Origin of the sequence: Desulfosporosinus fructosivorans (assembly GCF_004766045.1) — a bacterium.
GTDB lineage: Bacteria > Bacillota > Desulfitobacteriia > Desulfitobacteriales > Desulfitobacteriaceae > Desulfosporosinus > Desulfosporosinus fructosivorans.
In genome coordinates, this window is sequence record NZ_SPQQ01000003.1 from 487419 (window position 1) to 501138 (window position 13720).

Sequence of the window (13720 nt, forward strand, 5' to 3'; positions counted from 1 at the left end):
AACCTAAAAGAATTCGGGGTGAATGATAATGGATAAAGTAATTTTAACGGTTGCTACGACGGGGGCCTGGCCCTCCAAAAAAGATACTCCCTATATACCTTTACAGCCTGAGGAAATAGCAGACGAGGTCTATGCTTGTTATCGAGCGGGAGCATCGGTGGCCCATATCCATGTGCGTGATGACGAAGGTAAAGCTAGCATGGAGTATGCCAAATTCGAAAAAGCGGTGACCTTGATCCGAGAACGCTGCAATATCGTGATTAACACAACGACTTCCGGCGGGCTGGGTTTGACCGATGAAATACGGATGAAACCCTTCATTGAGTTAAAGCCGGATCTTGCCTCCTATGACTGCGGTTCCATGAACTGGGCGCACAGCACAACATTTATTAACAGCCCGGATTTTCTCGAAAAACTCGGAGCAGCTATGAAGAAGAATAATGTAAAACCCGAAATCGAGATATTTGACGGAGGCATGATCTATAATGCCCTGTATTATCTAAAAAAAAGTGTCTTGGAAGCCCCGGCGCATTTTCAACTTGTTTTGGGAGTACCAGGCGGAATGGATGCTACCGTCGAGAACCTGATCTTTCTTAGAAACTTGCTTCCCAAAGATGCGACTTGGAGTGCCTTAGGAATTGGTCGGATGCACCTCCCAATTCTTTATGCTACTTTAGCTCTTGGTGGTCACATCCGAGTGGGAATGGAAGATAATATCTTCTACTCCAAAGGTGTTTTGGCTAAATCAAATGTTGAGTTTGTGGAGCGAGTTAAACGGCTAGCTGCAGAAATGGGCAAAGAGATCGCTACTCCAGATGAAGCCCGAGAGATTCTTGGTATTAAAAGATGAGAGAGGAGAATGGCAATGGGAGAAATAAAACGATACACCAACAGTACAACAGGTGGCCCGGTATTTGTTGATGTATTAGACGACAAAATAGTACGGATGTATCCCATGGAATTGACGGATGAAGACGCACCGAACTGGGAAATTGAAGCGCGAGGCAGAACGTTTACTCCGTCGCGCAAAACGACCATTACCCCAGTTACCGCAGCTTGGAAATCACAGATCTATTCGCCCAAACGTGTTCTATATCCAATGAAACGAGTGGACTTTGATGTCAATGGGGAAAGAAATTGTGAAAATCGTGGTTCGTCGGAGTATGAAAGAATTAGCTGGGAAGAAGCTTTAACTATCGTATCTAGTGAAATTATTCGCGTTAAGCGGGATTTTGGACCTGGTGCGATTATGAGTACTGCGAGCTCTCATCACCTTTGGGGGAATATTGGCTATCGGTTTAGTACTCTGTTTCGATTCATGAACTTAGTCGGTTTCACGTATGCTGACCACAATCCGGATAGTTGGGAAGGCTGGCACTGGGGTGGAATGCATAACTGGGGGTTCAGTTGGCGCCTTGGCAACCCAGAACAGTACGATTTATTGGAAGATGGCCTGCAGAATACAGATATGATCGTGTTTTGGTCAGCTGACCCAGAAACTAATAACGGGATTTATGCTGCCTTTGAGAGCACACCTCGGCGTTTTTGGCTGAAAGAACTGGGCGTAAAGATGGTGTTCATTGATCCATACCATAACCACAGTGCCGCATTGTTTGGAGATAAATGGTTGGCACCTCGCTCAGGAACAGACGCTGCTTTAGCAGCGGGTATCGCTTATATCTGGATTACTGAAGGAACGTATGATAAAGAGTACGTAGCAACACGAACGCATGGTTTTGAACGGTGGACAGAATACATCCTAGGTAAAGAAGACGGAATACCTAAAGATGCCAAATGGGCGGAAAATGAAACAGGAATTCCAGAGCGAGAAATCAAGGCCTTAGCTCGCGAATGGGCATCCAAGAAGACCATGCTGGGTGCCGGCGGTCTTGGCGGTTGGGGCGGCGCATGCCGTGCGACAACCGGTAACGAATGGGCGCGTATGATGATTTGTCTGATTGCTATGCAAGGTATGGGGAAACCCGGTATCAACGTATGGTCAACGACTCAAGGCGCACCTGTTGACGAAAGTTTCTTTTTCCCAGGCTATGCTGAGGGAGGAATCTCAGGCGATGTGGATAATGCCGCATCCGGATACGAGTTTGCCTACCGAATGTTCGCCAATGACCGTCCTACCCGAAATCCCATCAATTCTCCACAAGGTCAGCACATACCTCGTTTGAGGATTCCAGAAGCCATTCTGGAAGGTAAGCTGGAGTGGAGGGGAAAAGGTTTCTGTGGCGCGAATGTCGAGGCACAATTCCAGAAATATGAATATCCGGCTCCAGGCTATTCGAAAATTCAAATGTATTATCGTTATGGCGGTTCCTTCATCGGAACAATGACCGAAACAAAACGTTATGTCAAAATGTATCGGACGGACAAACTGCCCTTCGTGGTCAACCAATCCGTTTGGTTTGAAGGAGAAGCGCGCTTTGCAGATATCATCCTGCCAGCTTGCACAAACTTTGAACGCTGGGATATCAGTGAATTTGCCAACTGCTCCGGATATATTCCGCACACTTACAGCCAATGTAACCACCGTGTCATCAGCTTGCAGATGAAATGCATCGAGCCGCTGGGCGAGTCCAAGTCCGACTACCAGATTTTTGCCGATTTGGCCTACAAACTGGGCATTGGAGATATCTTTACCGATGGTGGTAAAACAGAGATGGACTGGATTAAACAATATTTCTATGCTACCGACCTGCCGAAGGGAATAACGTGGGAAAAATTCCTGGAAAAGGGCTATTATGTGGTACCCAACAAGCCGAAAGGCTCCAAATCTACGCCAGCCATGAGATGGTATGCCGAAGATCGAGAAATTGACACTCCAGATTGGGGTCCAATGCCTTCGCAGCAGGTAGCACGCAAAGGAGTTCAGACGGGTTCGGGTAAGATCGAATTTGTCAGTACCAGCTTGGAGAGATTCGATCCAAATGATATGGAAAGACATCCCGTGACGCGATATATTGAGTCTTGGGAAGGGCATCACTCCCCACATTATGCTCAATACCCGCTGCAGGTCATATCGCCGCATCCCAGATTTAGCTTCCATACGATGGGCGATAGTAAAGAAAGCCATTTAAATGAAATAAGAGACCATCGAGTCTTAGCAGCCGATGGACATCGTTACTGGATTTTCAGGATTAACACCAAGGATGCGGAAGCAAGAGGCATTAAACACCACGACTTGATCAAAGTATTCAATGACAGAGGGGTTGTTATAATGGCTGCTCAAGTGACTGAGCGGGTCCCTCCCGGCACGGCGCATTCCTATGAATCTTGTGCGGACTATCTGCCGCTTGGAGAACCCGGCAATTCACCGGAGAGAGCTGGTTGCATCAATAACTTGAACTCAAAACGGTTTATGGGCAAAAATTCATATGGAATGGCCTCCAATTCACTCCTTGTACAAGTGGAAAAGTGGGAGGGGATGGAATCATGAAAAAAGTTAACATGATGATTGATATTGCAAGATGCAGCGACTGTAACAATTGTTTCCTCAGTTGTAAAGACGAGCATTGGGACAATGACAATCTACCAATCGCGGTATCTCAGCCACGGTTTGGGCATCGTTGGATGGATATTTTAAATATTGAAAGAGGGCAGTATCCGCTCCAAGATGTGGCGTATTTACCCCTCCCATGTATGCACTGCGATAATGCTCCCTGTATTAAGGCAGCGACGAATGGAGCAGTTTATAAAAGGGAAGACGGTATTGTAATCATCGATCCAGTCAAAGCAAAGGGGCAAAAGCAACTTGTAGAAGCCTGTCCTTATAAGGTGATTTACTGGAATGAAGAAAGCCAATTGCCGCAAAAATGTACAATGTGTGCTCATCTGCTGGATGATGGGACATGGAAAGAGCCAAGGTGTACGTTCGCGTGTCCGACAGGAACGCTGAACTTCCTATATCTTGAGGACGACGAGATGGCAGAAAAGATTAAGGCTGAAAATCTAGAAGTCTACCATCCGGAATATGGCACTAAGCCGCGCGTCTATTACAAGAATTTGTATCGATTTACAAAATGCCATGTCACGGGCAGTGTCGAGTTGCATGACAAAAAAGACTGCGCGGACGGCGCAATAGTTACTCTAACTAATGTCGGGACCCAACAGAATATCGTCACGGAAACGAATAACTATGGCGACTTTAAAGTAGATAAGTTGGAACCTAACAGTGGAGAGTATACGTTGATGGTTGAGTATCCAGGTTACGGTTCTAAAACAATCAAGGTTGATTTAATCACAAGTATCAATGTAGGGTCGGTTTACCTAACAAGGTAACTTCCTTAAGAAAAGAATTCGTAAACGGTCTGCCATGGGTTTACTTGTGGTAGACCGTTCAATCTAGGTAAGCTTGTAGTCCGGTAGATTAAGGAGGTTGAAATTAGCAAATGGCACAAGTAGTAAGTCTAGAAGAAGCAATCAGTAAGGTTCAGAATGGAATGACTGTAATGGTAGGCGGGTTTATTGGATGTGGAGCCCCCGACCAACTTCTGGAAGAAGTTTGCCAGAAGGGAACTAAAGATCTAAAACTTATTGCGAATGATACTGGTATTCTTGGGGACGCGATGTCCCAACTTATTGTGAAGCGTTGCGTGAGTAAGCTTATAGCAACCCACATTGGCACGAACAAAGAAACCGGAAGGCAAATGTCTGCTAGCGAACTTGATGTAAAGTTGGTGCCTCAAGGAACGTTAGTCGAGCAGATTCGAGCTGCCGGCGCGGGTTTAGGCGGAATTTTAACTCCTACAGGAATCGGGACGATTGTGGAGGACGGGAAGCAGAAGCTTGTTGTCAATGGTACCGAATATCTTTTAGAACTTCCTATTCGCGCTAATGTGGCCTTGTTAAATGCCTATAAAGCGGATAAGGCCGGAAATCTCGTCTATCGTCGAGCTGCTCGTAATTTTAATCCAGTAATGGCGATGGCTGCTGATCTAGTGATTGTTCAAGTGGATAACATCGTAGAAGTTGGGGAGATCGATCCGGATGAAGTCATGACCCCGGGTATTTTTATTGATTATTTGGTTCAGAAGAAACCGCTGGAGGTGCCCGATGTTGGATAAGGAAGTGAGGATGGAGTGGCTCGTAAACAGAGTGGCTCAAGAGTTTAAAACGGGAGATGTCGTCAACTTAGGGATCGGAATTCCTACGAAGGTGGCAAATGCTCTACCGGAAGGGATAAAACTAATTCTTCAGTCTGAAAACGGCTATATGGGTGTCGGTCCTGCACCGGAAACTGGAAAAGAAGATCCTGATACAGTGAATGCCGGTGGGCAATATGCTACCATCTTACCAGGCGGTTGTTGCTTCGATAGTGCTACGTCGTTTGCTATCATCAGGGGCGGTCATGTGGATGCCACAGTACTCGGCGCGCTTCAAGTGGATGAAGAAGGGAATTTAGCAAACTGGATGATCCCAGGAAAAATGGTTCCAGGAATGGGCGGAGCAATGGACCTGGTAGTTGGTGCGCGTCGCGTTATTGTTGCTATGGAGCATACGGCTAAAAATGGTGGAGTAAAAGTCTTGAAAAAGTGTACATTGCCTTTGACAGCAGCAAAGCAAGTCAATCTGATTATCACTGATATGGGAGTCATGGAAGTGACGCCGAACGGCTTGGTTCTTACGGAGATGGCACCGGGCGTAACCTTCGAGGGAGTGCAGGCCTGTACAGAGGCCCAGCTACTCACCGAAGCCTGACTGTTAGAGCCTCCACAGCTCACAACGGAAACAGTTGCAGTGTGACGTTAAAGCATAGCTAGAAATCTTAAATAGCCAATTACGTTGCGAAATAGAAGATTAGTTTTAGAGAGGGAGTCTTATTCTTGAATGAAGTAGTCATCGTAAGTGCAGTTCGGACACCTGTCGGTTCTTTTAATGGAGTCTTAGCGAATATCGCTGCCGTTGAACTGGGAGCTATTGTAATCAAAGAGGCTATTAACAGGGCCGGAATCACCCCGGATCAAGTTGATGAAGTTATTATGGGAAACGTTCTATCTTCAGCTCTAGGACAAAATCCTGCTCGGCAAGCGTCAGTAAAAGCCGGACTTCCCATTGAAGTACCCGCTTGGACAGTTAGTAAAGTTTGTGGTTCTGGCTTGAAAGCGGTCGTCTGCGCAGCGCAAGCTATATTAGCAGGGGATGCAGATATCATCATTGCCGGTGGAATGGAAAGCATGTCCCTGTCTTCTTATGCCTTACCCAAGGCGCGTACTGGATACCGTATGGGCAATGATGTCTTGGTTGATACCATGGTACACGATGGATTGACGGATGCTTTCCATAATATCCACATGGGGATTACTGCAGAAAACATCGCAGAACAGAATGGATTCACACGAGAAATACAGGATAACTATGCGGTTTCCAGCCAAAATCGCACGGAAGCCGCCATTAAAGCTGGCAAATTTGAGGAAGAAATTGTCTCTGTAACTATTCCGCTACGGAAAGGCGAGCCACTGGTCGTAGCTCAAGATGAATTTCCCCGCTTTGGAGCGACTTATGATGCACTAGCTAAGTTGCGTCCTGCCTTTAAGAGAGACGGTACGGTGACAGCTGGAAATGCGTCCGGGCTCAATGATGGAGCGGCCGCGGTGGTTGTGATGTCGAAAGAAAAGGCAGAATCACTAGGATTAACACCTTTGGCGACGATAACTTCTTGGGCATCGGCAGGGGTCGATCCGCTTATCATGGGGACAGGTCCAATTCCTGCCACTCGTAAAGCGTTGGAAAAGGCTCACTTAAGCATTGCTGATCTGGATGTTGTGGAAGCCAATGAAGCCTTTGCTTCACAAACGTTGATAGTGGCCAAAGAACTTGAATTGGATATGGAAAAAACAAACGTCAATGGGGGAGCCATTGCTTTAGGTCATCCCATCGGTGCGTCAGGAGCGCGGATCTTAGTAACCCTGCTCCATGAAATGAAGCGCCAGGCAGCACATCGTGGACTTGCTACACTCTGTATCGGCGGCGGTCAAGGGATTGCAATGATTGTAGAGCGGAGATAGAGAGAACTTACCCTATGGGAAGTTCATCCGAAATTCAAGTGAGGAGGTCAATGAAAATTATGCTTATACAGCGAACAGAAGTTTTGCTAAAAGAACGCGAAATAGTCTTAAAAAATTTCGTAAAAAATAAAGGAAACCGTGCGAAATGGTTAACTGCACTAATGGATATTGATGATGAGATAGAAGAAATGGCAGAAATAAAAGAAAATAGGCTCGAAACTAATTAGGTAAACTCCCCGTTTGACCAAAAGTAATATATTTTAATGCCAAACTGTGAAAATAATTGAGGTATTAGGTGAGGATTATATGTCAGATGAATTATCGCATGCGGCGTTAGGAAGTGTTCGAGAAAGGCTTTTTCGGCTTGACACAATGGCTTACAGTTTGCAACATTTTATTTTCGGTGTAGCCAATGCTGCGGCAATACCGGTCGTGGTGGGTTCAGCATTGGGTCTAGATGCAGTGGAAATCGGGGCCTTGGCCCAACGAACGTTTTTTTTTGCTGGGATAGCTAGTTTGACTCAGGCATTCTTCGGACACAAATATCCAATCTATGAGGGACCGGCAGGGGTTTGGTACACGACCTTTGTCCTGTTGGCTGCCACGGCGGTTCAGGCAGGGAAACCCTTGGAATTGCTACGGACGGATTTAATGACGGGACTGTTTGCCGCAGGAATTATGACGATCCTGTTGGGTGTGTTTAAGCTCATGCCCTATATCCGAAAGTTGTTTACCCCAATTGTTAATGGGACCTTTTTAATCATTATGTCTCTACAATTTTCCTCCACGATTGCAAGGGGACTTCTAACGACAGTAGATGGAAAGGCCATCTTGTCAATTGATAAATTAGGGGTATTTTTTGTTGCCATCGGAACGATCCTTATGTTGTCATTGAAAGCCAAAGGCTTTATAAGAAGTATGGCCGTGCTGATTGGAACAGTAGTAGGCTGGATAGTTGCCTATGCTACGGGAGTGGCTCAGTCACTTCAGACTATAGCCGCACAGCACCAACCGGCTTTGGCCTTTCCACAGATTTTTGCCTGGGGTAGGCCGACGTTTGATGTGGGTGTAACGATAACGGCACTGATGGCAGGTCTAGTAGTGTTGAGTAACTTGGTTGCTAGTGTATCAGGTATGGATGAATTATATAAACGAAAAGAAAAAGTTTCGATTTACAGTAAGACTGCGATATGTACAGGGGTGGCAGATATTTTGGCCGCAATCGGCTCTGTTGTAGGTTTTATCCCCTATGCATCTTCGATCGGATTTGCATCACTAACGGGTGTTTTAGATATCTTACCGTTTATCATTGGTAGCGTCTTTATGGTGTTCTTGGGGCTAATACCTTCAGTGGGCAATTTTTTTGCGGCTATGCCCATTACAGTTGGCTACGCAGTAATGTTTTCTGTTTTCATCATGATCATGGGGATGGGAATCAAAGATGCTGCCAAAGAAGGTATGGATACGCGTAAGACAGTTATTTTGGGGTTTTCTATCCTCCTAAGTAATGTCATTACAGTTCTCCCTGTCCAGGCTTTCTCAATATTGCCATCAAGTTTGATTTATCTGATGGCAAACGGACTGATTATTGGGGTAACTATTGCAATTTTATTGGAGCATGTTATTTTTAGAGTTAATCTGAAATAGAGCCTTCAACAATATGATTTATTAAAAAATATTACTTAAACCTTCACAGAAAGCTATTGAATTTTCTGTGATCTTAGATTACACTGTAATAAAAGTATTACTTATTGAACAATTAGAATTACTTATACATGGAGGTGAGATTTATAATAAATTGGTAATTGGCGATATCTGAAGGCTTGGAGAAGGCGATCCAGACCATAACAAGAGTTAATAAATAATATAAGGGAGGTATATTTATGAAAAAACGAGTAGCTACCAAGTCGGGGGTATGGTTCTTGGCCTTGCTAATGGCGAGCACGTTATTGATATTGGGCGGTTGTGGCACTAAGTCAGCTTCAGAGTCATCTGGGGGGATATCAGCAGAAGCCCAGCGTGCTGACAAACGGGGCTATATTCTGATTGGTATTCCTAGTCCGTCGACCGGTCCTCTAGCAGGTTTTGGTGAAGCTTCTCCTTGGGTCGAAAATCGGGCTCTTACTGAGATTAACAAGGATGGGGGAATCCTTGTTAAAGAACTTAACAAGAAACTTCCAGTTAAAATCAAGATCGTGGACACTGAAAGTAATCCTACCAAAGCTGCGGATGTTGCTTCCAAGCTCGTTTTGGACGATAAGGTTGATATGTTGTTGGTTTTACACACACCTGACACAGTTAACCCAGTGAGTGCCGTTGCCGAACGCTACGGAATTCCAACGGTCTCACTTGATGAACCTGTGGATGCGTGGCTGGCAGGGGGACCGTATAAGTGGAGCTATCACGCCTTTTGGACGGTAGATGATCTTTCCAAGCAATTTATGTCTATTTGGGGTTCTGCCAGTGATCAGAACAAAACTGTAGGTTATTTATTTCCAAATGATTCAGATGGTATAGTTTTTGAGAAAATATTTTCGCAAAAACTTCCAGCCGAAGGCTATAAAATAGTCGATCCAGGTAGATTTCCTAATGGCACCAAAGACTATAGTGCCATCATAAATCAATTTAAGAAAGAGAACGTTCAAATTTTAACGGGTGTTATGATTCCTCCAGATTTTGCAGCCTTTTTGAAACAGGCTAATCAATTGGGATATAGTCCTAAGATTGTAACGGTAGGTAAGGCGTATCTTTTCCCCACAGATGTGAAGGCCATCGGCGGAACACTTGCTCAAGGATTAACTTCAGAGGTCTGGTGGAGTCCGTATAATTCATATAAGTCATCCTTGACAGGTGAAAGTTCCAAAGAACTTTGTGACGCTTGGACACAAGCCGCAGGAAAGCAGTGGACTCCAGTCCTTGGCTTCAACTATGCAGGAATGGAAATCGTTGCTGATGTGTTGAAACGAACCGCATCTCTCGACAAGGAACAAATCAGACAGACCATAGGCCAAACTGATTTGAACACCATGGTGGGTCCTATTAAGTACAATGAAGATCATTATTCAAAGACACCGCTACTGGGCGGACAATGGACACAGGGGCAGGGAGGATCTTGGAACTTAGAAATTATCAATAATACGCAGCATCCTGATAGTCCCACAACAGCTAAAATTATTTTCCCGCTTCCTTAATGTGAGGTGGGAGGGTAACTTAACAATAGTACTGACAAAATAGATTTTCGGTGAGAAGACCTCCACATAGCTCTCACCGAAAAACAGATTAGGGTGGGCTGTACTATGAGTGAAATAATAACAGTTGAGAACCTAACCGTTGCGTTTGGTAAACACAAAGTTCTAGATTCTCTTTCTATGGGGGTTCAGCAAGGAGAAGTTCTGGGCGTTATTGGTCCAAATGGAGCGGGCAAGACAACTTTGTTGAACACTTTGAGTGGTCGGATTAAGCCGCAGGGAGGCAGAATCGTTTATCAAGGGATAGAGATTACCAGAGTATCCCCTGCCCAGCGATGTCGAATGGGGATTGGCAGGACCTATCAGGTTCCATGCCCGTTTGAAAATTTAACGGTTTATGAAAATATTTTGGTTGGTGGAGTTCATGGGGCAGGATTTTCGGAAAGAAAAGCACGGGATAAATGTCTGGAAATTCTGTCCTTTACAGGAATTGCGGAAAAAAGGGATATTTTGGCTGGAAAACTGACTCTCATGGATCGCAAGAGACTGGAAGTGGCGCGGGCTCTTGCTACCAACCCCAAAGTTCTCTTGTTGGATGAAGTGGCCGCGGGGCTGACCGAAGTAGAAGTAAAAGCAGTGATGCAAATCGTAGAAAACATCAAGAATATGGGTGTTACGATTATTTGGATCGAACACATTCTTAAGACCATGCTAGAAGCAACCGACCAATTGATGTGTTTAGCAGAGGGTAAAAACATTACGTGTGGGGTTCCGCAAGAAATTCTGGCTTCGAAACTGGTAGAAGAGGTATATTTGGGAGTTGAGGATGCATGACATCGAACAATGTACTATTGAAAGTTGAGGGCATTGACGTTTCTTATGGTGATTTTCAGGCTCTGCGAAAAGTCAAACTTGAGGTTAAAGAAGGAACGGTAGTTTCCGTCATCGGTGCGAACGGAGCAGGAAAGTCCACTTTATTCCAAGCCATATCCGGTCTCCAAAAGCCAAGTGAAGGGAAAATTAGCTTTATGAATAACGACATCACGGGCTGTTTAGCGCATGAAATTGTGGCGCAGGGCATTTCCATGGTTCCGGAAGGAGGCAGGGTATTTCCTGGATTGAGTGTTTTGGAGAACCTCATTATTGGCTCGTACACTAAGGATGCTAGAAAAAAGAAGACAAAGCTCTTACGTCGGACCTATGATTTATTTCCGATTCTCTTGGAAAAAGCAAACCAGCTTGCGGGCAATCTCAGCGGAGGTCAACGGCAGATGTTGGCGATCGGGAGGGCCTTGATGTCAGATCCAAAGTTAATACTTTTTGATGAAGTCTCGCTGGGACTAGCTCCATTGGTCGTAAAAGACATTTATAAACAGATAGAGGCGATCAATCAAGAAGGAACAACGTTTGTCTTGGTGGAACAGGATGTTCGCAGAAGCCTAAGAGCGTCAGAAATGAGTTATGTCATGCTGGCGGGAGAAATTGTTTTGTCTGGAAAGTCTTCGGAACTCTCAGAAGAGAGTGTGCGCAAGGCATACTTCGGAATCTGAGGAGAGCTAGAGTACAGAGTTATTTATTAAGGTGGTTTCTGGGAGGCGATAATGGTGGTTCAAAGTCTAGCACAACCGTTGGTGAATGGAATCTTATTAGGTGGTCTATATGCCTTGATTGGGATCGGTATGAGCATGGTTTTTGGAATTATGAAACTAACTAATTTGGCTCACGGTGATCTGCTGATCTTATCGAGCTATCTCAGTTTTGGTATAACGCAATCCTTAGGACTAAATCCCCTGCTAACTGTGATTCTTGTTACCCCAGTAATGTTCTTCGTTGGGTATGCATTCCAGAACTTACTCTTGAATCGAATGCTGGGAAAAGGGGCGGAATCACCCATGCTTGTCACATTTGGAATCTCGATCATCCTTCAGAATTCCTTGTTGGCGATTTTTAGCCCGGATGCTCGTGCTTTAACAAGTAATCTTGCCAGCCAAAGTGTTATTATTACGAATTATTTGAGTATTCCAGTCATCTATTTAGTCGATTTCTTTGCCGCCTGTTTTGTCATCTTGATTCTTAACTTCTTTTTGAAAAAAACTTATCCAGGTCGGGCAATAAGAGCAGCTTCGGATGACGGAAATGTAGCGAAGCTTATGGGGATTAATATTAAAAGAATCTATAGTATTGCGATGGGTATAGCGATGATGACGGCAGCTATAGCAGGTGTTCTAGTAGGTATGACCTATAATTTCTATCCTTACACGGGAACACAGTACTTGATCATCGCTTTTGGTGTGGTTGTTATTGGGGGGATGGGCAGTATTGGAGGTACTTTGGTAGCCGGAGTCATCCTAGGTTTGGCACAAGTTTTGGGAGCTCATTTTTTTGGTACTGAGATGCAGCTTCTGTCAGGATACATTGTTCTCTTAGCTATGCTTGTCTTGAGACCACAGGGGCTTTTTGGGCATAACTGAGTTTGATCTCATTCGGAAAGGGGTGTTTTAGCTATCTTATTACGTGATTTAAACCTCATGTTAAAGAGGTTGACCTCAAACCGATCCATAAAGTATTCTGCTTTAGGGTTACTAGTGCTCGTACTTCTGACAGTGCCTCTTTGGGGTACTCAATATCTGGTTATGCTGTTTCTTTTGATTTCACTTTACGTAGCGTTTGCTCAAATGTGGAATCTGCTAGCTGGGTACGCAGGTCTAATCTCTTTAGGACAGCAGATTTTTATCGGATTGGGAGGATATACACTGGCAGTATTAACTGAATATTATGGTTTAACCATCTGGCAGAGCATTCTAATGGGTGGATTGATTTCAGGAGTGGTTGCTGCATTCCTAGCATTCCTACTATTTAGAATGAAAGGCGTTTACTTTACTATCGCTAGCTGGATTACAGCGGAAATAATGGTTGTGGTGTTTAGTAATTGGGCCTATGTGCGTCAGGGTATGGGGATTTTCATTCGATCTGCCTATAAATTATCAACCAATGATATCTACTATGCAGCCCTTGCTTTGGGAATTAGTTCAGTTATCCTCGTTCAGATCATACTGCGATCGAAGTTGGGATTAGGGTTGATGGCCATGCGAGATAACGAAGGAGCCGCGGAAACGATGGGTGTGGAGATCTTTAAGTCTAAACTCTATTGTTTTATCATCTCTGCAGTGGTGACAGGATTTACTGGAGGAGTATTGTATCTATCACAGGCTTTTATTCAACCGACGGCAGCATTTAGTATAAGTTGGACGGTGGCTGTAATCTTCATTGTCATCATAGGTGGAATAGGGACGGTGGTGGGTCCCATTGTGGGTGCGGTTATCTATGTCCTCTTACAACAATTTCTTTCCCAATATGTCGGAATAGGAATGCTGATTCTGGGTGTGATGGCCATTACGGTCATACTGATAGCACCAAAGGGGATCATGGGGACCCTACAGCAAAAGTTGAGATTTGAAATCTTCTCATCTCGAAGAATCTAGAGCTGCATGGCGGAGATTGGCATCGTATTGTTTA

General features: G+C 44.7%; 13 protein-coding genes. All 13 read left to right on the top strand.

All coding sequences use genetic code 11. From position 1 onward, the window contains the following. Window positions 1-22 precede the first annotated feature (22 nt). The 13 genes from E4K67_RS10430 to E4K67_RS10485 all read left to right on the top strand — a co-directional run bounded on the left by E4K67_RS10430 (window position 23) and on the right by E4K67_RS10485 (window position 13686). Complete coding sequence (locus E4K67_RS10430) at window positions 23-850, top strand: beta-keto acid cleavage family enzyme (protein WP_476728665.1); 828 nt, start codon at window positions 23-25, stop codon at window positions 848-850. Between the two features lie 15 nt (window positions 851-865). Continuing rightward, window positions 866-3448: a molybdopterin-dependent oxidoreductase gene (locus E4K67_RS10435; RefSeq protein ID WP_135546335.1), complete on the top strand. Its 2583-nt coding sequence runs from the start codon at window positions 866-868 to the stop codon at window positions 3446-3448. Then, window positions 3445-4290, top strand: coding sequence for a 4Fe-4S dicluster domain-containing protein (locus E4K67_RS10440; RefSeq protein WP_135546337.1), 846 nt, complete (start codon window positions 3445-3447; stop codon window positions 4288-4290). The genes E4K67_RS10435 and E4K67_RS10440 overlap by 4 nt, the downstream gene beginning before the upstream one ends. A 110-nt stretch (window positions 4291-4400) precedes the next feature. Beyond that, window positions 4401-5075 carry a CoA transferase subunit A gene (locus tag E4K67_RS10445; protein WP_135546339.1) on the top strand — a complete coding sequence of 225 codons (675 nt, stop codon included), beginning with the start codon at window positions 4401-4403 and terminating at the stop codon, window positions 5073-5075. Next, a complete protein-coding gene (locus E4K67_RS10450; protein ID WP_135546341.1) occupies window positions 5065-5709 on the top strand; it encodes a 3-oxoacid CoA-transferase subunit B in 645 nt (214 codons plus the stop codon). Before E4K67_RS10445 ends, E4K67_RS10450 begins: the two co-directional genes overlap by 11 nt. Window positions 5710-5834: 125 nt before the next feature. After that, entirely contained in the window at window positions 5835-7016 is a 1182-nt protein-coding gene (locus E4K67_RS10455) for an acetyl-CoA C-acetyltransferase (RefSeq protein ID WP_135546342.1), read from the top strand. Window positions 7017-7075: 59 nt separating this feature from the next. Next, complete coding sequence (locus tag E4K67_RS30100; protein WP_199242508.1) at window positions 7076-7243, top strand: hypothetical protein; 168 nt, start codon at window positions 7076-7078, stop codon at window positions 7241-7243. 79 nt (window positions 7244-7322) lie between these two features. Beyond that, window positions 7323-8663, top strand: a complete 1341-nt coding sequence (locus E4K67_RS10460; RefSeq protein ID WP_135546344.1) for a uracil-xanthine permease family protein — start codon at window positions 7323-7325, stop codon at window positions 8661-8663. Window positions 8664-8899: 236 nt separating this feature from the next. After that, window positions 8900-10207 (top strand): ABC transporter substrate-binding protein, encoded by a 1308-nt coding sequence (locus tag E4K67_RS10465; protein WP_135546346.1) that lies wholly within the window; start codon window positions 8900-8902, stop codon window positions 10205-10207. Window positions 10208-10312: 105 nt separating this feature from the next. Next, on the top strand, window positions 10313-11038 hold the full coding sequence (locus tag E4K67_RS10470) for an ABC transporter ATP-binding protein (RefSeq protein WP_135546348.1): 726 nt from the start codon (window positions 10313-10315) through the stop codon (window positions 11036-11038). Further along, the gene (locus E4K67_RS10475; RefSeq protein ID WP_135546350.1) at window positions 11035-11754 is read left to right on the top strand and encodes an ABC transporter ATP-binding protein; all 720 of its coding nucleotides are present in this window, start codon (window positions 11035-11037) and stop codon (window positions 11752-11754) included. Before E4K67_RS10470 ends, E4K67_RS10475 begins: the two co-directional genes overlap by 4 nt. A gap of 51 nt (window positions 11755-11805) precedes the next feature. Beyond that, window positions 11806-12675, top strand: coding sequence for a branched-chain amino acid ABC transporter permease (locus tag E4K67_RS10480; protein ID WP_135546352.1), 870 nt, complete (start codon window positions 11806-11808; stop codon window positions 12673-12675). 69 nt (window positions 12676-12744) lie between these two features. Then, window positions 12745-13686, top strand: coding sequence for a branched-chain amino acid ABC transporter permease (locus E4K67_RS10485; RefSeq protein ID WP_206752190.1), 942 nt, complete (start codon window positions 12745-12747; stop codon window positions 13684-13686). The last annotated feature ends 34 nt before the right edge of the window (window positions 13687-13720 follow it).

Coding starts and splice junctions, on each gene's coding strand:
- E4K67_RS10430 (WP_476728665.1), top strand. CDS start 23: ATGATAATGGATAAAGTAATTTTAACGGTTGCTACGACGGGGGCCTGG.
- E4K67_RS10435 (WP_135546335.1), top strand. CDS start 866: ATGGGAGAAATAAAACGATACACCAACAGTACAACAGGTGGCCCGGTA.
- E4K67_RS10440 (WP_135546337.1), top strand. CDS start 3,445: ATGAAAAAAGTTAACATGATGATTGATATTGCAAGATGCAGCGACTGT.
- E4K67_RS10445 (WP_135546339.1), top strand. CDS start 4,401: ATGGCACAAGTAGTAAGTCTAGAAGAAGCAATCAGTAAGGTTCAGAAT.
- E4K67_RS10450 (WP_135546341.1), top strand. CDS start 5,065: ATGTTGGATAAGGAAGTGAGGATGGAGTGGCTCGTAAACAGAGTGGCT.
- E4K67_RS30100 (WP_199242508.1), top strand. CDS start 7,076: ATGCTTATACAGCGAACAGAAGTTTTGCTAAAAGAACGCGAAATAGTC.
- E4K67_RS10460 (WP_135546344.1), top strand. CDS start 7,323: ATGTCAGATGAATTATCGCATGCGGCGTTAGGAAGTGTTCGAGAAAGG.
- E4K67_RS10465 (WP_135546346.1), top strand. CDS start 8,900: ATGAAAAAACGAGTAGCTACCAAGTCGGGGGTATGGTTCTTGGCCTTG.
- E4K67_RS10470 (WP_135546348.1), top strand. CDS start 10,313: ATGAGTGAAATAATAACAGTTGAGAACCTAACCGTTGCGTTTGGTAAA.
- E4K67_RS10475 (WP_135546350.1), top strand. CDS start 11,035: ATGACATCGAACAATGTACTATTGAAAGTTGAGGGCATTGACGTTTCT.
- E4K67_RS10480 (WP_135546352.1), top strand. CDS start 11,806: ATGGTGGTTCAAAGTCTAGCACAACCGTTGGTGAATGGAATCTTATTA.